The 20478-nt window shown below is 52.7% G+C and carries 24 protein-coding genes, 1 tRNA gene and 1 pseudogene; 16 read left to right on the top strand and 10 right to left on the bottom strand.

Annotated features, from left to right (window positions below; translation table 11 throughout):
* Positions 1-209 precede the first annotated feature (209 nt).
* Complete coding sequence (glnE, locus tag ACTHTJ_RS02315; RefSeq protein ID WP_070583524.1) at positions 210-2894, bottom strand: bifunctional [glutamate--ammonia ligase]-adenylyl-L-tyrosine phosphorylase/[glutamate--ammonia-ligase] adenylyltransferase; 2685 nt, start codon at positions 2892-2894, stop codon at positions 210-212.
* Between the two features lie 128 nt (positions 2895-3022).
* Between glnE and ACTHTJ_RS02320 the strand changes: the two genes are divergently transcribed.
* From ACTHTJ_RS02320 to coaD, 3 genes are all read left to right on the top strand, one after another.
* Entirely contained in the window at positions 3023-3298 is a 276-nt protein-coding gene (locus tag ACTHTJ_RS02320) for an oxidative damage protection protein (RefSeq protein WP_003682648.1), read from the top strand.
* Positions 3299-3461: 163 nt separating this feature from the next.
* Positions 3462-4148 carry a Bax inhibitor-1 family protein gene (locus ACTHTJ_RS02325; RefSeq protein WP_049345009.1) on the top strand — a complete coding sequence of 229 codons (687 nt, stop codon included), beginning with the start codon at positions 3462-3464 and terminating at the stop codon, positions 4146-4148.
* 107 nt (positions 4149-4255) lie between these two features.
* Positions 4256-4768 carry a pantetheine-phosphate adenylyltransferase gene (gene coaD / locus ACTHTJ_RS02330; RefSeq protein ID WP_049345008.1) on the top strand — a complete coding sequence of 171 codons (513 nt, stop codon included), beginning with the start codon at positions 4256-4258 and terminating at the stop codon, positions 4766-4768.
* A gap of 47 nt (positions 4769-4815) precedes the next feature.
* Here the strand turns inward: coaD and ACTHTJ_RS02335 are convergent, their stop codons facing one another.
* Positions 4816-5376, bottom strand: a complete 561-nt coding sequence (locus ACTHTJ_RS02335) for a hypothetical protein (RefSeq protein ID WP_049345007.1) — start codon at positions 5374-5376, stop codon at positions 4816-4818.
* Between the two features lie 204 nt (positions 5377-5580).
* On the opposite strand from ACTHTJ_RS02335, the gene ACTHTJ_RS02340 reads away from it, so the two are divergent.
* The 10 genes from ACTHTJ_RS02340 to ACTHTJ_RS02385 all read left to right on the top strand — a co-directional run bounded on the left by ACTHTJ_RS02340 (position 5581) and on the right by ACTHTJ_RS02385 (position 11452).
* Positions 5581-5656: transfer RNA gene (locus ACTHTJ_RS02340), tRNA-Phe, on the top strand.
* Positions 5657-5665: 9 nt separating this feature from the next.
* Entirely contained in the window at positions 5666-5863 is a 198-nt protein-coding gene (locus ACTHTJ_RS02345) for a hypothetical protein (RefSeq protein ID WP_141745145.1), read from the top strand.
* 102 nt (positions 5864-5965) lie between these two features.
* Complete coding sequence (locus tag ACTHTJ_RS02350) at positions 5966-6874, top strand: dialkylrecorsinol condensing enzyme (protein WP_440360901.1); 909 nt, start codon at positions 5966-5968, stop codon at positions 6872-6874.
* Positions 6852-7154, top strand: a complete 303-nt coding sequence (locus tag ACTHTJ_RS02355; RefSeq protein WP_083297165.1) for a GNAT family N-acetyltransferase — start codon at positions 6852-6854, stop codon at positions 7152-7154. Before ACTHTJ_RS02350 ends, ACTHTJ_RS02355 begins: the two co-directional genes overlap by 23 nt.
* A gap of 19 nt (positions 7155-7173) precedes the next feature.
* A complete protein-coding gene (locus tag ACTHTJ_RS02360) occupies positions 7174-8340 on the top strand; it encodes a beta-ketoacyl-ACP synthase III (RefSeq protein ID WP_049351225.1) in 1167 nt (388 codons plus the stop codon).
* Complete coding sequence (locus tag ACTHTJ_RS02365; RefSeq protein WP_049332227.1) at positions 8341-8736, top strand: hypothetical protein; 396 nt, start codon at positions 8341-8343, stop codon at positions 8734-8736.
* 8 nt (positions 8737-8744) lie between these two features.
* Positions 8745-9419, top strand: coding sequence for a glutathione S-transferase family protein (locus ACTHTJ_RS02370; RefSeq protein ID WP_070583518.1), 675 nt, complete (start codon positions 8745-8747; stop codon positions 9417-9419).
* Between the two features lie 163 nt (positions 9420-9582).
* Positions 9583-10257, top strand: a complete 675-nt coding sequence (gene tsaB / locus ACTHTJ_RS02375; RefSeq protein WP_070583516.1) for a tRNA (adenosine(37)-N6)-threonylcarbamoyltransferase complex dimerization subunit type 1 TsaB — start codon at positions 9583-9585, stop codon at positions 10255-10257.
* Positions 10254-10697 carry a ribosomal protein S18-alanine N-acetyltransferase gene (rimI, locus tag ACTHTJ_RS02380; protein ID WP_070583514.1) on the top strand — a complete coding sequence of 148 codons (444 nt, stop codon included), beginning with the start codon at positions 10254-10256 and terminating at the stop codon, positions 10695-10697. The genes tsaB and rimI overlap by 4 nt, the downstream gene beginning before the upstream one ends.
* On the top strand, positions 10691-11452 hold the full coding sequence (locus tag ACTHTJ_RS02385) for a uracil-DNA glycosylase family protein (RefSeq protein WP_070583512.1): 762 nt from the start codon (positions 10691-10693) through the stop codon (positions 11450-11452). Before rimI ends, ACTHTJ_RS02385 begins: the two co-directional genes overlap by 7 nt.
* Positions 11453-11523: 71 nt before the next feature.
* On the opposite strand, the gene ACTHTJ_RS02390 is transcribed toward ACTHTJ_RS02385, so the two are convergent.
* From ACTHTJ_RS02390 to thiE, 4 genes are read right to left on the bottom strand one after another with little or no spacing between them, the layout of a single operon-like run.
* Positions 11524-12312: a thiazole synthase gene (locus ACTHTJ_RS02390; RefSeq protein WP_004518963.1), complete on the bottom strand. Its 789-nt coding sequence runs from the start codon at positions 12310-12312 to the stop codon at positions 11524-11526.
* A 54-nt stretch (positions 12313-12366) separates the two neighbouring features.
* A complete protein-coding gene (locus ACTHTJ_RS02395) occupies positions 12367-12660 on the bottom strand; it encodes a YciI family protein (protein ID WP_039861865.1) in 294 nt (97 codons plus the stop codon).
* 58 nt (positions 12661-12718) lie between these two features.
* Complete coding sequence (thiS, locus tag ACTHTJ_RS02400) at positions 12719-12913, bottom strand: sulfur carrier protein ThiS (protein WP_004518965.1); 195 nt, start codon at positions 12911-12913, stop codon at positions 12719-12721.
* Positions 12914-12954: 41 nt separating this feature from the next.
* Positions 12955-13572, bottom strand: a complete 618-nt coding sequence (gene thiE / locus ACTHTJ_RS02405; protein ID WP_004518966.1) for a thiamine phosphate synthase — start codon at positions 13570-13572, stop codon at positions 12955-12957.
* A 207-nt stretch (positions 13573-13779) separates the two neighbouring features.
* On the opposite strand from thiE, the gene ACTHTJ_RS02410 reads away from it, so the two are divergent.
* Entirely contained in the window at positions 13780-14163 is a 384-nt protein-coding gene (locus ACTHTJ_RS02410; RefSeq protein WP_440360900.1) for a hypothetical protein, read from the top strand.
* A 20-nt stretch (positions 14164-14183) separates the two neighbouring features.
* On the opposite strand, the pseudogene ACTHTJ_RS02415 reads toward ACTHTJ_RS02410, so the two are convergent.
* Positions 14184-14713: pseudogene (locus tag ACTHTJ_RS02415) on the bottom strand (IS1595 family transposase); the annotation flags it as partial.
* 218 nt (positions 14714-14931) lie between these two features.
* On the opposite strand from ACTHTJ_RS02415, the gene ACTHTJ_RS02420 reads away from it, so the two are divergent.
* Positions 14932-15198, top strand: coding sequence for a SemiSWEET family transporter (locus ACTHTJ_RS02420; protein WP_004518970.1), 267 nt, complete (start codon positions 14932-14934; stop codon positions 15196-15198).
* 149 nt (positions 15199-15347) lie between these two features.
* Here ACTHTJ_RS02420 and mgtE read toward each other — a convergent pair whose 3' ends face one another.
* From mgtE to ACTHTJ_RS02435, 3 genes are all read right to left on the bottom strand, one after another.
* Entirely contained in the window at positions 15348-16805 is a 1458-nt protein-coding gene (gene mgtE / locus ACTHTJ_RS02425; RefSeq protein WP_070583883.1) for a magnesium transporter, read from the bottom strand.
* Positions 16806-17037: 232 nt separating this feature from the next.
* The gene (locus ACTHTJ_RS02430) at positions 17038-17130 is read right to left on the bottom strand and encodes a methionine/alanine import family NSS transporter small subunit (protein WP_036472778.1); all 93 of its coding nucleotides are present in this window, start codon (positions 17128-17130) and stop codon (positions 17038-17040) included.
* Positions 17130-18665, bottom strand: a complete 1536-nt coding sequence (locus ACTHTJ_RS02435; protein ID WP_083297178.1) for a sodium-dependent transporter — start codon at positions 18663-18665, stop codon at positions 17130-17132. The genes ACTHTJ_RS02430 and ACTHTJ_RS02435 overlap by 1 nt, the downstream gene beginning before the upstream one ends.
* Positions 18666-19441: 776 nt before the next feature.
* Between ACTHTJ_RS02435 and gap the strand changes: the two genes are divergently transcribed.
* A complete protein-coding gene (gene gap / locus ACTHTJ_RS02440) occupies positions 19442-20470 on the top strand; it encodes a type I glyceraldehyde-3-phosphate dehydrogenase (RefSeq protein WP_070583879.1) in 1029 nt (342 codons plus the stop codon).
* Positions 20471-20478: the final 8 nt, after the last annotated feature.

Below are 20478 nucleotides of genomic sequence, written 5' to 3' on the forward strand. Positions count from 1 at the left end.
AGAACTGCTTTTGCAGATTATGCTCGGGCTGAATCAGTAATACGTGAACAAAAATCTTCCCTCTATACCCGACAATTAACCGCTTCAAGCTGCCAAACAGCTTTTATAAAAATATCTTCTTTACATAAAACCTACTATTTAGAGTGAGTTTATCGTGGCAGTAAATTGTGTTGCCGTGTAGGCTTTTGACTCTGAATACGCCCGCCTGCTTATCCAAACTTCACTTCTGCCCCGAATACTTCCTGCCATAGTTTTCGCACGTTGCCGTAGTGAGTCAGCAATTCGTCCGTTACTTCGGTTTTTTTGGCATCGCGCAGTTTGGTGTTGTGTTGCTGCTGGCGGTAGAAGCGGTAGGCAGTGCGGCTTTGTTCGGCGAGGGTTTTGTCGATGAGGCCGCAGTCGGTAGCGATGTTCAATAGGGCAATGTTGCCGTAGTTGTCGAGGAGTTGCGGATACTGGCGGGCATGGGCAAGGATGAGATATTGGACGATAAATTCGACGTCGACCACGCCGCCGCGCGCGTATTTGACGTTGCTGTCGGCAGGCGGATGGGTGGGGAACATTTTTTCGCGCATTTCGATGATTTCACTTGCTAAAACGGTTTGGTCGCGTTCGGCGGTCAGCATTTCGGTACGGATGCGGTCGAAGGCCGTCTGAATTTCGGGAGTACCGCAGATAAAACGGGCGCGGGTAAGGGATTGGTGTTCCCATGTCCAGGCGTTTTCGCGCTGGTATTTTTCAAAGGCGGCGATACTGTGGGCGAGGAAACCGGCGTCGCCGTTGGGGCGCAGGCGCAGGTCGGTTTCATAGAGGCTGCCTGCGCCGGTGGCGGCGGAAAGCCAGTTGGTCAGGCGGCGGGCGAGGCGGCTGTACACGTCGCCTGCATCGGGATGCGGGTCGTCGTAAAGATAGACCAAATCGAGGTCGGAGGAATAGCTGAGCTCTTTACCGCCCAGTTTGCCGTAGCCGATGATGGCGAATTGCGGCGTGTCGCGGTGTTTTTTGGGCATATCCGCCCACGCACACGGCACGGCGGCGGCGAGAATAGTGTCGGCAAGGGCGGAGAGCTGGTCGGAAAGTGATTCTACCGTCCACAGTCCGGCGAGGTCTTGAACGGCGAGGCGGAAAACTTGGGCGTGTTGGAAATGTCGCAGTGTGTCCATTTGCGCTTCGGTGTCGCCGCCGCAGGCTTTAAGGTCGTTTGAAAGTACGGCGGCGAGTGCCGGCCAGTCAAACGTGGTATCCAAAAGCTGGGCGCTGATGAGTTCGTCCAGCAGAATCGGATATTTGCTCAGATACGCCGCCACCCATGAGCTTTGGCTCATGATTTGTGCCAGATGAGCCAAGGTTTGCGGATGTTCGTTGAGGAAGGCGAGATAGGCGGAGCGGCGGCTGATGTTTTCGAGAAAGTCAAACAGCCGCATTAATGTGTCGGTCGGATTGGGTTGCTCGGCCGCCGCCTGTACCAACAACGGTACAATCGCGTCAAAACGCGGCTGGGCGTGTGCGGAAAGGCGGCGGTATTTATGGCCGTTGCGGATTTGGTCGAGCCGCGTGGCGATGGTTTCGGCATCAAACCCATATTCTTTCAGACGGCCTAGCCGTTCTTCTTCGTCGGGTTTTCCCTGCCATGCCCATTGCCATTCGCTGTTGTCCTGCGTTTGTTCTTCGGGTTCGCTCAAGATTTCATTGAACAACTGATTGACTTTATTCCGATGAACATTGAGGCCGTCTGAAAAAGCAGCATAGCTGTCGAAACCCATGCTTTCGGCGAGCAATTGTTGCTGTTCGGGCGAGGTCGGCAGGGTTTGGGTTTGCTGGTCGTCCCAGTATTGCAAGCGGTGTTCGACATCGCGCAGGAAGCGGTAGGCGGCCAGCAGGGTTTCGACGTTTTCAGACGGCATGATGCCCAGCTCGGCAAGTTTCTTCAGCGTTTCCTGCGTGCCTTTCAGTTGCAGCGCACGCATTTGGCCGCCGCGTATCATCTGGAATATCTGGGCGATAAATTCGACTTCGCGGATGCCGCCTGCGCCGAGTTTGATGTTGTCCGCCATGCCTTTTTTGCTGACTTCGCTGCGGATTTGGCGGTGCAGGTTGCGCATTGCTTCATATGCGCTGTAATCCAGATATTTGCGGAACACAAAGGGGCGCACCAGCGCTTTGATGTCGTTCGGATGCGGCGTGACCACGCGGCCTTTGCACCATGCGTAGCGTTCCCATTCGCGCCCCTGCGTAATCAGATATTGCTCCAGCGCGGTTTCACTCAACACCAGCGCACCCGAATCGCCGTCCGGCCGCAGCCGCATATCGACGCGGAACACTTGCCCGTCGGCGGTAATGTCGTTCAACAACGCAATCAGTTTCTGCCCGACTTTGGTGAAAAACTCCTGATTCCCCCGTTCGCGCCTGCCGTCGGTGTCGCCTGATTCGGGATAGACGAAAATCAAATCGATGTCGGAAGATACGTTCAACTCATAGCCGCCCGCCTTGCCCATCGCCACCACGCTTAAATGTTGCGGCGATTTTGTATAACGCCCGATTGGCGTGCCGTACATATCCTGATAATAGGCGTAGGCAAAGTCCAGCGCGGTATTAACGGCAAAATCGGCAAACAGCGTAATTGTGCGGGTTACTTCGTTCAAATCGCTGATGCGGTTTACATCGCGCACGATAATCTGCGACACGACATAACGGCGCAACTCGCGCAACTGCCGCGCCAATTCTTCCTCGTTTTCTTCCGCACGGATTTTGTCCCAATCGGCAAAAGCTTGAAAATCAGCTTCGGTCAACGCCTTGTCCAGCATAGGCAGGAAAATTTCGGGCTTGAGTTTGCCGGAATCAAGATTACGGGCGAGAAAAAGGGAATAACGGCGGGCAGTATCGAGGCGGTTCATAATCTTTGCCTGAATAAACAGAAAAGACCATCATAGCAAGGTTTCAGGCCGTCTGAAACCCACGCTTTCCCCTATCCGTGCAATCGGCTAAAATACCAACCTTTGCAACCCTACATAAGGAAACCGCCATGACCCGTATGGTTCACTGCGTCAAACTCGGCAAAGAAGCCGAAGGCATGAAATTTCCGCCGCTGCCCAACGAATTGGGCAAACGCATTTTTGAAAACGTTTCCCAAGAAGCATGGATGGCTTGGACCCGTCACCAAACCATGCTCATCAACGAAAACCGCCTAAGCCTTGCCGATCCGCGCGCACGCGAATACCTCGCCCAGCAGATGGAACAATACTTCTTCGGCGACGGCGCAGATGCCGTACAAGGCTACGTTCCGCAAGAGCCTAAATAAGCATTGAAAAGCCAAGGCCGTCTGAAACCCGATTTTCAGACGGTCTTTAAAATTCCCGATTACCCCGCATATTAGGCAAATAGAACAGATAAATCATACAAACCCATGATTCTCTGTTAGAATCCAAATTTCATTTATTTCAATCCACACTGGAGCAAACGCCATGCAAAACGACGTTTACGACTATACCTCGCAAGGCTCGGTTGCCAAAAATACCGTCCTGCAAAAAACCTACCGCCTGCTCGGCCTGTCTTTCATTCCTGCCGTTGCCGGCGCATTCTTTTCCGCCAAAACAGGCTTTAACATTTTCTCCATGTTCGGTTCATCTTGGATTGCCCTGGCTGCCTTCTTTGGCTTCTTCTACGGCATGACCTTCCTGATCGAGAAAAACCGTTACAGCAACGTCGGCGTAGCCCTGTTGATGATCTTCACTTTCGGCATGGGCCTTGCCATCAGCCCTATGTTGCAATACGCCCTGGCGATTAACAACGGCGCGCAAATCGTCGGTACGGCCGCCGCCATGACCGCCGGCGTATTCTTCACCATGTCCGCTATGGCACGCCGCACCACAATGAACATGAACAAACTCGGCAGCTTCCTCGGCGCCGGTGCGATCGTGCTCATGATTGCCGTTGTGGCCAACATCTTCCTCAACATCCCTGCCCTGAGCCTGACCATCGCGGCCGGCTTCGTTGTCTTCAGTTCCCTGATGATTATGTGGCAGGTGCGTGCCGTTATCGACGGCGGCGAAGACAGCCACATCAGCGCGGCGCTGACCATCTTCATCTCCATCTACAACATTTTCAGCAGCCTCTTGAGAATCCTCATCTCTCTTAGCGGTGACGACTGATCAAGCCGCAAAGGCCGTCTGAAATTTCAGACGGCCTTTTTGATTTTTGACATCACCGGCAAACTCCCCTATCCTGAACGCCACACAAACCCCATTCCCAACCCAAAATGACCACGACCACTCCGCGCCGTGCCGTGTACGCAGGCAGCTTCGACCCTCCCACCCTCGGCCACCTGTGGATGATACAGGAAGCCCAATCCCTCTTTGACGAACTCATCGTCGCCATCGGCACTAATCCCGAAAAGCGCAGCACCTACACCATAGAAGAACGCCGCGCCATGCTCGATGCCATTACCCACCCCTTCCCCAACGTCCGCATCAGCGTGTTTGAAAACCGCTTTTTAGTCGATTACGCCCGCGAAGCCAAAGCCAATTTCATCGTCCGCGGCATCCGTTCTGCCGCCGACTACGAATACGAACGCTCGATGCGCTACATCAACAGCGACATCGCCCCCGAAATCTCCACCGTCTTCCTGATGCCGCCGCGCGAAATCGCCGAAGTATCCTCCACCATGGTCAAAGGCCTGGTCGGCCCACAAGGCTGGCGCGACATGATAGGCCGCTACCTCCCCGACCCCGTCTATCAAAAAATCCTGCAAGACCACGAAACAAACACATAAAACAAAGGCCGTCCGAACATTTCAGACGGCCTTTCAATTTTCATTAATTATTGACGGGCAGACGTCAACACCTGCAGGTTTTGATTCAACGTTTCCATATCCAACCAACCGGCGGCAATAAACAGCATCAGAATCACCGTACCCACACACAGCACGCCGATACCATACAACAGATAGCCCACCAAAACACGGCCTAGCGTCGCATTTCCCATCCACATCAAACCGCGTACCTGCACCACAAACACCCAAGCCTGCCACAACAGCGCAAACGCAGCCAACGCCGGCACATACAACACCAGCAACAGCGGCAGCAGCAAAGCCTCAGACACCAAAATAAAGCCCCACAAAGGCAGCCGGGGCGCACCGTAATAATGCAGCACCTTGCGCATCGAGCGGCTCAACACCAACCATTTCACAATTACCAAAATCACCGACAGACAAACCGCCGCCGCGCCACTGCCAAACAAAGGCGACATGCTGGCCGCGTTCACCACACCCAACAGCAGCAGCACCGCCGCCATCACCAAAGGCGAATACAAATACGTCTCCGGCGAACGATAGCGCAAACGCAAAACATCCCACATATCACGAACAAACACATACAGCATGGCATAAATCCAAAGCAAAAAAGCCGATTGTATCTTAGGCCGTCTGAAAATCAAACCGGCAAACCTCAAAACCGCCAATTAAAACGAAAAATAATTCAATACAAAACAAAATCTTAATTTACCACCTCAAAAATAAAGCCTACAAACGCTTGCACAAGGCAACGAAATTTGGTTTAATTCACATCTCGCAACGAAACACGCGAAGGCCAGATAGCTCAGTTGGTAGAGCAACGGATTGAAAATCCGTGTGTCGGCGGTTCGATTCCGCCTCTGGCCACCACCAACCGCCTTGAAGCGGTTATTTTTTTATCTATACGATTTGCACGCATGCTTTAAGCGCAAATCCCGTTCCAGACCATGCGTCCCGATTTCCACACAAGGCCGTCTGAAAAATTTCAGACGGCCGTTGTTTATGTTGGCATGGCATAAAAATCCGCTTCACCGCCCCATTCCGACAGAATACGGCGCTTCCATCCAAACCGGCTGAAACCTTCGCGAACATACTGAATATGAATAAAGTTCAAGGCAGGTCGGTTTACTATATAATACCGTCCAAACCAACCATAACTTACTCATTGCAGGGAAGATAATGAAAAAAGTGCTGATTGTGCATTACTCGCAAACGGGGCAGCTCTCCAGCCTGGCTCGAAATTTTGCCGCGCCGTTGCAAACAGCCGGGATACAGGTCGATTGCGTCAATATCGTACCGGAGCAGGCATTTCCGTTTCCATGGCCGTTTTGGCGTTTTTTCGATACCTTTCCTGAAACCGTCCATTTAAAACCCGCCCCGATTCTGCCGCCGCACATTCCGTCCGAAAATTACGATGTGGTGGTCATTGCCTACACCGTTTGGTTCCTCTCCCCTTCGCAACCGATGACCGCCTTTTTGCAACGCGAAGAAACGCGCCGCCTGCTGGACGGCAAACCGGTCATCACGCTTATTGGCTGCCGCAATATGTGGCTGGGCGCGCAGGAAAAAATGAAATCTTTGCTGAAACAAAACGGCGCCAAACTCATCGGCAACATCGTAAAAATCGATGACTGCAACAGCGCGGCAAGTTTTATTACCACGCCAGCATGGATGCTGACCGGCGACAAGCGCTATTTCCGCTCCCTACCCTCCGCCGGCATTGCTGAAGAAGAATTGGCGGATGCGGCGCGGTTTGGTACGAAATTGCGCGATACACTATTGAACCAACAGCCTTTGGACGAAACCCTGTTTCAAAACATGGGCGCGGTGACAGTGAATGAAAAACTGATTTTCAGCGAACGTGCCGCCGGCCGCAGCTTCTTCGTCTGGGGCAAGCTTTTGATGGCGGCAGGCCGTATTTCTCCGCTCTTGCGCCGTGCGCTGCTGTGCTTCTACATCGTCTTTTTATTGGCGATGATTTTGGTGGTTTTGCCCGTCAGCGTAATTTTAAAAAAACTGCTGCATCCGCTGCTCAAAGGCCGTCTGAAAAAGCTGGCGGACTATTATGGACAACCGTCAGGCAGATGATACGTTTCAGACAGCCTCAAACCAGGAATCCATTATGCCCAAAGTTATCCACTACCCCGAGCGCCGTCGCTTTCAAATCGATATTGACGGCTTGGAAGCAGGCTATATCAGCTATACCGAACACAACGGCGGCTGGGACGTAAACCATACCGTGGTCTCGCCCAACTTCCGTCATCGCGGCATTGCCAAACTGCTGGTGGATGCGCTGATGGAATACGCCGAAACACACCACATCCCGTTAACTGCAAGCTGCAACTACGCGGCGCGGTTTATCGGTTGATTATTTTGACAAACACATCATGACATCGAATAACACACTCAAAGACGTTTATCTCAACCGCGTTTCTGCCTTCTTGCCCAATGCCCCTGTCGGCAATGACGAAATGGAAGCCGTCCTCGGCATGGCAGGCGATGTGCCGTCACGCGTGCGCCGTATGATTTTGCGTTCCAACGGCATTTTGTCGCGCCATTACGCCATCGATCCCGAAAGCCGCCGCACGACGCACACCAATGCCGAATTGGCTGCCGAAGCGGTCAACGGCCTGTTTGCCCAAGGCGTTCCAGCAGAAGCCATCGGCAGCCTGGCCTGCGCCACTTCCTATCCCGACCAAACCATGCCCGGACACGGTGTGATGGTGCATGGTTTGCTGGATATGCCGCCTTGCGAAGTGTTCAGCATGGCAGGCGTATGCGCGGCAGGTATGGCGGCGATGAAACACGCCTACAACGCCGTGCGCACCGGCGAACACGCACATGCGGTTTCCGTTGCTTCCGAAAACGCCTCGGCGGTCATGCGCGGCGAAGTATTTCAAAGCGAAACCGACCATAAAAAACTGGAAAACGCTTCCCCCGAAATCGGTTTTGAAAAAGACTTTTTGCGCTGGATGCTGTCTGACGGCGCAGGCGCGGTGTATCTGTCCGACCGTCCCAATTCAGACGGCCTCAGCCTGAAAATCCATTGGATAGACCTGCTTTCCTACGCCAACGAAATGCCGCCCTGCATGTATGCCGGCGCAGAATTCCGCGACGGCGTATTTGAAGGCTGGAAACACGCCGATGCCGATTACGGCCGCCGCCACAGCCTGATGGCGGTCAAGCAGGACGTCAAACTGCTGAACGAAAACATCGTCCGCTATACGGTGGAAAAACCCCTCTCCCAAATCGCCGCCAAACACGGCATCCGTGCCGAAGAAATCGATTGGTTCCTGCCCCACTACTCTTCCGGCTTTTTCCGCGACCGCCTTTCAGACGGCCTGAAAAACATCGGCTTCGACATTCCGCAGGAAAAATGGTTTACCAATCTGCACAGCAAGGGCAACACGGGTTCGGCCTCGATTTACATCATCCTTGAAGAATTTATGCGCACTTTCCCCATCGAACACGGCCAAAAAATCCTGTGTTACGTTCCGGAAAGCGGACGCTTTTCAACATGTTTCATGCTTTTGGAAGCAGTAAAGGCCGTCTGAATGAAGATTGACGACATCCCTCAAGACAACAGCGCCAGCTACCACGGCCACCGCAAAGTCATCTACGGCACCCGCGACGGCCACTACGAAGCAGCCACCAGCAACGGTTGGCAGGACGAAGCCTACGCCACCGAAATGGCGGTGTGTGAACTCGATGCCCAAACGCAGGCCGCGCGCGAAGCCGTCGAAAAAGGCGAATATTCGCCGCTGTACTACCATATGTTTCGCTGCCGTTATGATGAAACCGGCTTGGCCATGGCGGCAGGCGTATGGAAATGGCAGCTTCGTCGTCATTTCCGTCCCGAAGTGTTCGCCAAACTACCGGCCAAAACCCTGCAAAAATACGCCGATGCCTGCCAAATCAGCATAGACGGCCTCAAACAAACCGATATTTAAAGTCCCTCATGATTACCCTGCATTCGCTCGACCAATCCCGCGCCCTGCGCATTGTTTGGCTGCTTGAAATCCTCGGTACGCCCTACCGCCTGCAAACCTACCGTCGTCATCCCGACACTTTGCTCGCTCCTGACGAACTCAAAGCCATCCATCCCTTGGGCAAATCGCCTTTATTGGATGATGACGGCTTTATCTTGGCGGAAAGTGGCGCGATTACCGACTATCTGATTCAAACCTACGGCAACGGCCGCCTGATGCCCGAACGCGGCAGCCGCGAATACTGGCAATATCAACGCTGGCTGCATTATGCCGAAGGTTCGCTGATGCCGTTATTGCTACTCGGACTGGTGTTCCGCCGAATTGAAAGCGCACCCATGCCGTTTTTCGTCAAACCGATTGCCCGCAAAATCAGCGGCAGCGTCAAAAGCAGCTTTATCCATCCGCAAGCCGCGCTGCATCTTGCCCATATCGACAGCGAGTTGGAAAACCGCGAATGGTTGGTCGGCAACAGCCTCAGTGGTGCCGACATCATGATGAGCTATCCGCTGCAAGCCGCGGCCGACCGCTTCGATTTTGCCGATTACCCCAATATCCGCACTTATTTGCAACGCATCGAGGCGCATGAAGCCTACCGCCGCGCCGTTGAAAAAGCAGGTTCGCCTTTATTGAAACTCGACAAATAAAACAAGGCCGTCTGAAACGTTTTCAGACGGCCTAAAACCTTGGTTCACTTATCGAATAGCTTTGCGGTAAACGGCGTTTTTACCAACGCGCCGCCCGAATGCTTTGTTCCCCCTCGCCGTTCCACTATAATGGCAATCCATATCCTTCTAAAAAAATAACACCATGCCAACCGACAACCGCCCGACTCTTGCCATCGACACCAGCACATCCTTTCTGTCCATCGCATTGGAACATCAAGGCGAAGTCCGCCTGTTTCACGAAAACGTCGGCACCAAGCAATCCGAACAAATCCTGCCGCAAATCGAACGCCTCTTTAAAGAAGCGGGCATCACGGCCGCCGATTTGGGCTGCATCGTTTATGCACAAGGCCCCGGCGCATTTACCGGCCTGCGTATCGGCGCGGCGGTTGCACAAGGTTTGGCCACGCCGTTTGACACGCCCATGATCGGCATTCCCTGCCTCGACGCCGCCGCTTCGCTGCTGCCACCATCAAGCTGCGTACTGCCCGCTACCGATGCGCGTATGGGCGAAGTGTTCTACGCATGGTTTGATACGCAAAACCACGTCCGCTTGAGCGATTACACGGTTGGCAAAGCCGCCGCCATTACCGCGCCCGAAGGCAAAACGCCTAGCGGCGGCATCGGCAATGCCTTTGCCCTCGCCGACAAACCGCCTTTTGACGGTCAGGCCGATATGCCGACCGCTGCCGACTATCTCAAACTTGCCCGCAGCGGCCGCTATGTTGCCACCGATGCGGCGCATGCCGAGCTGCTCTACGTCCGCAACAAAATTGCCCTGACCGCGCAAGAGCAAGCCCAACAAAAGGCCAAACCGTGAACCTGCGCCCAGCCGTACTTGCCGACTGCCCCACCCTTGCCGCCATCGACGCACAAGGCAATCCTTCGTCGTGGACGGCGCAGCAGTTTGAATCGGCGGTTCAACACCATCCCGACAGCGTTTGGCTCAGTCAGACCGACCACCAAATTACCGGCTTTATCGTGTGGCAAACCGTGTTTGATGAATCCGAGCTGCACCTGATTGCCGTCGCGCCCGAATACCGCCGCCAAGGCATTGCGTCCACCCTACTGCAACACTGGCAAAACACAGTTCAACAGCAAGGCGCAACCCGATTGCTGCTGGAAGTCCGCGCAAGCAATGAAACCGCGCAACAGCTCTACCGCAAACACGGCTTCCAAACCTGTGGCCGCCGCAAAAACTACTACGCCCTGCCCGACGGTGGCAGCGAAAATGCCGTATTGATGGAGAAATCATGTTAAGCAGCCGCTACCTGCACCTGCACGAAGCCTTGGGCTTGGGCCCGATGTGGCTGAACCGAAACGCTAAAATCATCCATGCCGCACCCCAAGCCGCAGCCGCACCCGTCCGCCCCAAAACCATTGCCGCCGATACCGCGCAAGCCGTGCGCACTTTATCCGCAGGCGCCCATCAGGCACGCACGGCCGCCATTGCCACTGCGCAAACGGCCAAACCGGCTGTCCGCGTTCCCGAAGCGGCACCCAAAGCCATGGCCGAAACACCGACAAAAACAGAAAAAGCCGCGCATTCAGACAATCTGCCCCGCCTTGACGTAACCATCAGGCCGTCTGAAATCATGGTGGTCAGCATTTGCCCGTCCACCGAAGACAGCCTGCACGGTACACTGTTTAGCGGCGATGTCGGCACGCTTCTCGACAACATCCTCGCCGCCATCGGCCTCAAACCCGAGCAGGCACACAAAACCGCATGGGTCAAAACCGCGCCCGTATTCACCGCCCTGCCCGATGCCGAACACATCCGCTCCGAGCTTGCCGAAATGCAAAACGAGCTGACCGCTTCACAAGCGCGCGCAGTATTGTTTCTCGGCAAAATCTTCGACAGCCCCGACATGATCGGGTTGATGAACGAATTGTGCGCAGAGCGGCCGCATTTCGTCATTCCCCATCCCGCCCGCCTGCTGATGCAGCCACAACTCAAAGCGCAGGCATGGCAAATCTTAAAGCCATTGAAACAGCTTTTGGCCAAGGCCGTCTGAACATTCTGCTCAACCTGAAATCAGGTTTTCCACCAACAAAAAAGGGCGTGTTCGACACGCCCTAATGTTTATCAATATTCCGCCGAATGCCAGAAAGGCTGACCCACCGTCGGCGTACTGGCGCGCGCTTTCTCACGCGCCTCCACAGGTTCCGCCTCATAAGCCAGACGGCCCGACTCGACCGCAAGCGCAAAAGCGCGTGCCATATTGACCGGATCGCCACTTCGGGAAACGGCGGTATTCAATAACACGCCGTCAAAACCCCATTCCATCACTTGCGCCGCCTGCGAAGGCAAACCCAACCCCGCATCGATAATCAACGGCGTGTTGGGCAGACGTTCGCGCAGGACTTTCAGCGCATAAGCATGAACCGTGCCCAGTCCCGTGCCAATCGGCGCCGCCCACGGCATCAACGCCTGACAGCCTGCGTCGAGCAGTCGGCGGCAGGCAATCAGGTCTTCGGTGCAATAAGGCAGTACTTTGAAGCCGTCTTTAATCAGGATTTCCGCCGCCTCGACCAGTTGGAACACGTCGGGCTGCAACGTGTCATCATCGCCGATAAGTTCGAGCTTGATCCAATCGGTATCAAACACTTCGCGCGCCATTTGCGCAGTGGTCACAGCTTCCTGTACGCTTTGACAGCCTGCGGTATTGGGCAACACAGGCACGCCCATTTCTTCCAACAACGACCAAAAACCCTGCCCGTGCGCTTCGCCGCCGCTGCCGGCGCGGCGCAATGAAACGGTAATCATCGCCGGTTGCGCGATTTGAACAGACTGCTTGAGGATTTCCGGCGTCGGATAAGCAGCCGTACCGAGTAGCAGCCGTGAAGGGAAAGTTTCTCCATATAGGGTAAACATGATGGATTCCTTTGTAATATTATTTTTGGGGCGATAGCCTTCTGAAAAATCGGTTCAGATAGTTTCCAAATAGTTTTCAAGTCCTTCCGCGACCTTAGTCGGAATAAACTCGGTAATTGTGTATTTCGCTACGCCTTCTCGGTGAAATGGGTCTTCTGCAATTAACTTTTCCACCTGTTCCCTGCCTGATGCTTTCATCAGGATAATGCCGCCTGTCCGCGGCTGTTTGCGTCCAGACATCACAAATACACCTGCTTGATAATACCGTTCAAGATACGCAATATGCTCGGACAGGTAGGTTTCAACCGCAGCCAAGTCTTTAATATATTCCAACGATACGATAAACATTTCTTTTCCTTTTCTCAGCATTAAACCAATAGCGCAGCTATACACGCAGTAAAACCGCTTATCCGCCGACTACGGGGCGCACAATGTCCACTTTGTCGTTTTCGTTTAAAACCGTTTCCGCATACGCGCCTTTGGCGACAAACTGGGTATTGACGGCAACGGCAAACGGTTTCTGCGGCGCGGTTTGGGCGATAAGGTCGGCAACGGTTGTGCCGTTTAATGTGATGGCTTCATTGTTTAATATAATCTTCATAATGCTGCTCCTCTTGTCAGACTTCTTATTTTCAGACGGCCTTATTCATCCCACAAAGCCTGAAACGCTTTAACCACGGCTTCGGGATTTTCCGCTTCGGTAACGGCGCGGACGACGGCGAGGGAGGAAACGCCGGTGGCAAGTACATCTTCAGCGTTGTTCAAATCGATGCCGCCGATGGCGACGACGGGTATGCCGCGAGCCTGTTTCACATATTCGCGCAGTTTCTCCAAGCCTTGCGGGGCGGTGGGCATTTGTTTGGTCGTGGTCGGAAAAATCGCGCCGCTGGCGACGTAGCTAGGTTGTACGGACAAGGCGCGATCGAGTTCGGCAACAGAGTGCGTACTCAAGCCCAAGCGCAAACCGGCAGCTTCAATCGCGGCTAGGTCGGCAGTGTCCATGTCTTCCTGCCCGAGATGCACGCCGTATGCACCTGCGGCAATCGCTTCGCGCCAGTGGTCGTTGATGAAAAGCTGGGTTGCACTGTTTTGACAGGCTACGACGCAACGTTCGATTTCGCGTTTCAACTCGTCGCCATGCAGGATTTTACAGCGCAGTTGCACCGTGTCGGCACCTGCTTTGACCATGCGCTCGACCCAGTCAGCAGTGGGAACAACGGCGTAAAATTTCAGGGGAGATTTGAGTGGCGGGAAGGTCATAACGGCTCCGAAAGGAATAATTCGTTGTTATATTATCAGAAAAGGCCGTCTGAATAATATTTGTTTTCAGACGGCCTGATTGAAAAAATGAATATTGCCCTATTCGGCTTTGGCTTTATAAAAATATGAACATACTGATGGGTTATCAAAATGAGTGCCATATTGGCGCCCCACATTCGGAGACCCAACCCATGAAAAAAATTTCTCTTGTTAGCCGCCCTTCCCTTACTGTTTACCACTTATTCAAATGCCGCCACGCCTAAAGCGGAAGCTTCAAAACCAGCTTCGGCACACAAACAAACCAAGCAGCGTTTTTCCGGCAAAATCACCGGCTATCAAACCGCCGAGCATTTGTTCTCCGTACGCAAGGGCGACCGCCTGCGCATCAGTAAAACCGGCAGCCCTAACGCCTATTTCAACGTATGGGCACCCAAAGACGATGAAGCCGTATTTAACGGTTCGGCACAAGGCGATAAATTTGACGGTATCGCTACCCAATCGGGCAAATATAAAGTGCAGGTCTATATGATGCGCGCCCAAACCCGCCGTAACACTACTGCCCATTACGCCGTAAACGTCATCAAAAACTAAGGGGCTGACGTAGATTAGCCCTAAATTCCACACCAATCTCGCAGGATTTTAAGCTGTTGAGACGGTGTGCCGAAGTTAAATCGAAATTCGCATTCTTTCAAGAACAGCGGGAAAGATTTGCGATCGATTCCGTTGTATTTTCGCAAGAAACGTTTTGCCTGATTCCAAAAATTCTCAATGCCGTTAATGTGGTTCTGACGGTCGACAAATTCCTTGGAATGGTTGATGCGGTAATGGATAAAACCGCTCACGTCCAACTTATCATAGCTGCTCAGGCTATCCGTGTAAACAATGCTGTCCGGCATGATTTTCTTTTTGATGACAGGGAATAACGTTTCAGACTTGGCATTATCCACCACAACGGTATAGACCCGTCCGTTGCGTTTCAGAATGCCGAAGACAACCACTTTTCCTGCCGCACCTCGACCACGTCTGCCTTTACGCTGTCCGCCGAAATAGCTTTCGTCCAGCTCGACAGAGCCCTCGAAAACCTCATCGGCAGCCAAGGCCAAATGATGGATGATGACATACATATTTTGCGGTAGAATAGAGTTATTTATCCTGCGACTAGGTAGAAGGCGCGGAAAGTCCGGCAGAACTGGTCAGCCTGATTGAAAGCGGCGACTACGAAGCCCTGCTTGCCGAAGATTCGGACGAACATGGCCAAGGCCACGAACATCATTGCGGCTGCGGCTGTTCCCTCGGCTGAGTCAGCCTGCCCATATTATCTACCGCCTCGATTTTCATATTAAAAGGAGACTTACCAGCATGATAAGCAAAGCAAAATTCAATACCGTTGTCGGCAGCATAGGAGCGGCAATAGGTATTTTCGTATTTGTCGCCTATATCCCCCAAATTATCGCCAATATGCAAGGGGCAAAGGCGCAGCCGTGGCAACCCCTGTTTGCAGCAGTATCCTGTCTGATTTGGGTTTTGTACGGTTGGAGCAAAGAACCCCGGAAAGACTGGATTCTGATTATACCCAACGCAGTCGGCGTGATATTGGGATTTCTGACTTTTCTGACTTCGCTTTAAACAAGGGGCTAATCTACGTCAGCCCCAAAACTAAACGCCCTCATGATGTAAAGCTTTAAAAAACAGCAAAGGCCGTCTGAAAATTGAAATTTCAGACGGCCTTTTAAACGGTTTGAAAAGGACGTATCGAACACGTCTTTTTTTTCCTATTACAACAGGAACATGGTTGCTAATCCCAAGAAAATCAGGAAGCCGCCGGAGTCGGTAACCGCGGTAATCAGCACCGAGCTGCCCAATGCCGGGTCGCGTCCGGCTTTGTCCATCATGACGGGAATGAGGACGCCGACGGTCGCGGCCAGCAAAAGGTTCAAGGTCATCGCGGCCACCATGACCAAACCGATGCCGATGTTGCCGTAGAGCAGCCATGAAATCACGCCCATTACCGTGCCCCAAATAATGCCGTTGACGAGGGCGACGCCGACTTCTTTTTTCAGCAGGCGGCCTGCCTGCGTACTGGTCATTTGTCCCATTGCCATGGCGCGGACGATCATGGTGATGGTTTGGTTGCCGGAGTTGCCGCCGATGCCGGCGACGATGGGCATCAGCGCAGCCAGTGCGACGATTTTCTCGATACTGCCTTCAAATGCGCCAATCACGCGGCTGGCGATGAAGGCGGTACACAGGTTGATGGCAAGCCACATCCAGCGGTTTTTCACCGAGTCCCAAATCGGGGCGAACAAGTCCTCTTCTTCTTGCAAACCGGCCATGTTCAACATGTCGGCTTCGGATTCTTCACGGATCACGTCCACCATTTCGTCAATGGTGATCCTGCCGATCAGCTTTTTGTTTTCATCGACAACCGGCGCGGTCACCAAGTCATAACGTTCAAACGCCTGTGCCGCTTCTTCCACGTCGTCTTCGGGACGGAAGCGCACGACATCGGTGGCCATCACGTCCGCCACCATGTCTTCGGGGTCGGCGACCAAGAGTTTGCGGATGGGCAGCACGCCTTGCAACACGTCGTTTTCATCAACCACGAAAATCTTGTCGGTATGGTCGGGCAGGCTGTCGAAACGGCGCAAGTAGCGCAACACGACTTCACACGCCACATCGGCGCGGATGCTGACCAATTCAAAGTCCATAATCGCGCCGACTTGGTTATCTTCGTAAGACATCGCCGCTTTGACCTGCTCGCGTTCTTCTTCATCACGCGTTTGCAGCGCTTCGTACACCACTTGGTGCGGCAGGTCGTCTGCCAGTTCTGCCAATTCGTCTGCGTCCAAATCATCGACGGCGGCCAACAGCTCGTCTTTGTCCATGGACTCGATCAGCGTTTCGCGTACGGCGTCGGATACTTCCAGCAAGACTTCGCCGTCGTCTTCAGGGGCGACCAAAAGCCAAACGATGTTACGCTCGCGCGGCGGCAGGGATTCCAAGACGGCGGCCACGTCGGCAGGGTGCAACTCGGCCAAGAGGACGGTCAGCTCGGTAAACTTATCGCGCAGGCTTTCGTCTTCAATCGGCATGCCTGCTTCGATTTGTTCAAAGGACGGCTCGAGGATTTCGCATAAGGCGTGGATGCGGTCGATATCGTCAGAAATGCGGTCTTCTACCACATCATTGTCGGGGATATTGTCGAGATTCGGAGGGGTTTGTTCGATGCTCATAAATGCTCCGCCCGCCGGACGCGGGAAGGCATTTCGGCGGGATGATTATTGTTGTTGTGTATCAGATGGGAAGTTCAAAGGCGAACTGGGAAGGTCCATAATTCGAGCCTGCTGAGAGGCGCAGAGTTGTAAACGGTGCATATTCTACTCTTTTTTAGGCCGTTTTACCATTTTTAACGGGAAAGGCCGTCTGAAATTTAAGTTTCAGACGGCCTTTTCATTTGCTCAAACCTTATTCTTTAGGCAGGCGCAGGACGGAGACGATGAATCCGCCCCAAATGACGATCAATGCGACAAGCATCATAATAATGGCTGAAGTACTCATTATTCGTCTCCTTCACGTTCGTGTTCATGTTCGTCTTTGACGTTGAAGTTCTGACCATGTTTCCACGGCAAGAAAGAAAGCAGGACAGACAATACCAAGAGAGTGCCTACCATGCCCCAACCGAAGATATTGAGGAAGCTGTCAGGATAGCCGCTGTAATTCTCTTTTAAGAGGCTGGCAGTATCTTGATACAGCATATAGCCGAGCATAGCGACGGTAACCACCACGCTGGCTGTCCACACTTTACCGACACGGATGGAAGACAGCGCATTCAAATGGTTGCGCAGTTCCGGCAGCTTGTTCAACAAGACAATCGCCAAAACATAAACAAAACCGGAAGCCACAATGCCGTAGGTATTGATGAATTTGTCCAACACATCCAACACAGGCAGGCCGGTGGTCGTACCGAACAGCAAGGTAGAAATAATTGCCATTGGCACGCCTGCAATCAGCGTTGCGCTGACACGGCCAATGTTCATTTTGTCTTGAATTGCGGCCACAATCACTTCAACGATGGAAATCATCGAAGTGACACCGGCAAACACCAGAGAGCCGAAGAACAACACGCCGATCAACGCACCCATAGGGGCTTGGTTAATGATGGTCGGGAACGCGATAAACGCCAAGCCGATACCGTTGGATGCCACTTCGCTGACTTCTTTGCCTGCGGTTTGAGCCATAAAGCCCAATGCAGCAAATACGCCGATACCGGCGAGCAACTCGAAGCTGCTGTTGGCAAAGCCGACAACCAAGCCTGTGCCGCCCAAGTCGGTTTTTTTCTTCAGGTAAGAAGAATAAGTAATCATGATGCCGAAGCAGATGGAGAGCGAGAAGAAAATCTGGCCATATGCGGCTACCCAGACTTTCGGATCCGCCAAACGGCTCCAGTCAGGCGTAAACAAAGCGTTCAAACCTTTTGCCGCACCCGGCAGAGTCAGCGCAATGCCCACCATGATGACGAACATCACCACCAACAAAGGCATGAAGAATGTAGATGAACCGGCCACGCCTTTTTGTACGCCCAAAGCCATAATTGCCAGCGTAAACACCCAGACGGCAATCAGCGGGCCGGCAACTTTGCCGACAAAATCCAAGCCCAAGTCTTTGGCATCGGCCATTTGCAGGAAGTCTTTGAAGAAGAATGCCTGCGGATCCGCACCCCATGCCGAAGTCAAAGAATAATAGGCATAGCTTGCCGCCCAGCCGACAATCACGGCGTAGTAGATACAGATGATGACGTTGGTCAGGAAGTTCCACCAACCCATCGGCTCAAACAAACGGCCGAGGCGGCGGAAAGCCAAAGGTGGCGAACCGCGGTAACGGTGGCCGATGGCGTAGTCAAGCAGCAACAGCGGAATACCTGCCGTCAACAGCGCAACCAAGTAAGGGAGGACGAAAGCACCGCCGCCGTTGTCGAAAGCGATGTAAGGGAATCGCCAAATGTTGCCTAAGCCCACGGCCGAGCCGATGGCAGCAAACATAAAGGCGCGGCGACTGCTAAACGTCGCGCGTTCGCTGGATTGAGAATTTGACACGATGAACCTCTTAAAAGTCGAGTGCCGCCAAGGCCGTTCAGCCTTGCGCGTATATATTTAGGAATCAGGCCGGGCAAGCCGGTCGGTTAAAGTAGATATTCGGACAAGGATAATATCCGGTATAGAGGATGCACCGCTTATGGCCATGCAAACATAATCTGACCTTATCGTAAAAAAATTTAACAGTGTTGACAAGTCATAATTAAATTAAAATCACAAGCAAAATCTTCATACACTACGACTAAAACCTTCATACACTTATTTATATAACCCCCAAACACAGCTCAATCCACCGTTTTTCCCTCCCTTGTTCCGACAATTTTCCCCTTTGCTAAAAACTGCCCTCCCCTTATCCGGCAAGGAAAAGCAGGAATCCAAGGCGTTTAAATTCCATGTCATCAAAAATGTTCAGACGGCCTTTTACTTTTGCCCGATTAAACCTAGGCCGTCTGAAAATTACACTGTTGTATGTTGTAATCAAAAGCCACACTCACATTCTGTTTAATATAAACAAAAACAATCCGCCTTTTCCCGTTTTCTTCATTACCATGATTTAAAACGAGCATAAAACACCAAAAATAGAATTAATAAAAAATAAAATTTCAAAAAATACAAAATAACAATAAATTTAAACCTGTATTTCTACTCTAATCATCTACAATCAAAAATAATCGAACCTAAAAATTTCAATAAAACATTAATTACACAGCACTACATTTTTGCTATAATTGCCACCATTCACTCCACAACCCAAACCCAAAAGAAGAGGAAAAGCCATGGGTATCAAAGTTGCCATCAACGGTTACGGCCGCATCGGCCGCCAAGTAGTGCGCGCTATTTTTGACTACAAACTGCAAGACCAACTCGACATCGTTGCCATCAACGCCAGCGGCAGCATCGAGACCAACGCCCACCTGACCAAATTTGACACTGTTCACGGCCGCTTTGACGCCGATGTTTCCCATGATGAAAAACACCTCATCATCAACGGTAAAAAAATCCCTTACTTCTCTACCCGCAACCCTGCCGAATTGCCATGGGATGAATTGGGCGTTGACCTGGTCATGGAATGTACCGGTGCGTTCACCAGCAAAGAGAAAGCCAAAATCCACTTGGAAAGCGGCGCGAAAAAAGTACTGATTTCCGCTCCCGGCGGCGATGACGTTGACGCAACCATCGTTTACGGCGTAAACGACGACGTAATTACCGACGACATGACCGTTATCTCCAACGCGTCTTGTACCACCAACTGCCTAGCACCCGTGGCCAAAGTGTTGAACGAAAACATCGGTATCGTAAACGGCGTGATGACCACCATCCACGCGCTGACCAACGACCAAACCGTCACCGACGTACGCCACAAAGACCTGCGCCGTGCGCGTAGCGGCGTGGAAAACATGATTCCGACCAAAACCGGCGCTGCAAAAGCCGTCGGTTTGGTATTGCCGGACCTGAAAGGCAAACTCGACGGCCTCGCCATCCGCGTACCGACCGTCAACGTTTCCCTGGTTGACCTGAGCTTCCAAGCAGGCCGCGACACTTCCGCCGAAGAAATCAACGCGCTGATGAAAGCCGCTTCCGAAGAAGGCCGTCTGAAAGGCGTATTGGCCTACAATACCCTGCCGCTGGTTTCCATGGACTTCAACCACACTACCCAAGCCAGCACATTCGACTCTACGCTGACCAAAGTAACCGCAGGCAAAATGGTTAAAGTGTTCGCATGGTACGACAACGAGTGGGGCTTCAGCTGCCAAATGCTGAACACCGCGCGCCGTATGTTCGGTTTGGAAGTACGTCCGTTCTAATCGGCTTC

Origin of the sequence: Neisseria sp. P0018.S001 (assembly GCF_051957355.1) — a bacterium.
Lineage (GTDB): Bacteria > Pseudomonadota > Gammaproteobacteria > Burkholderiales > Neisseriaceae > Neisseria > Neisseria subflava_A.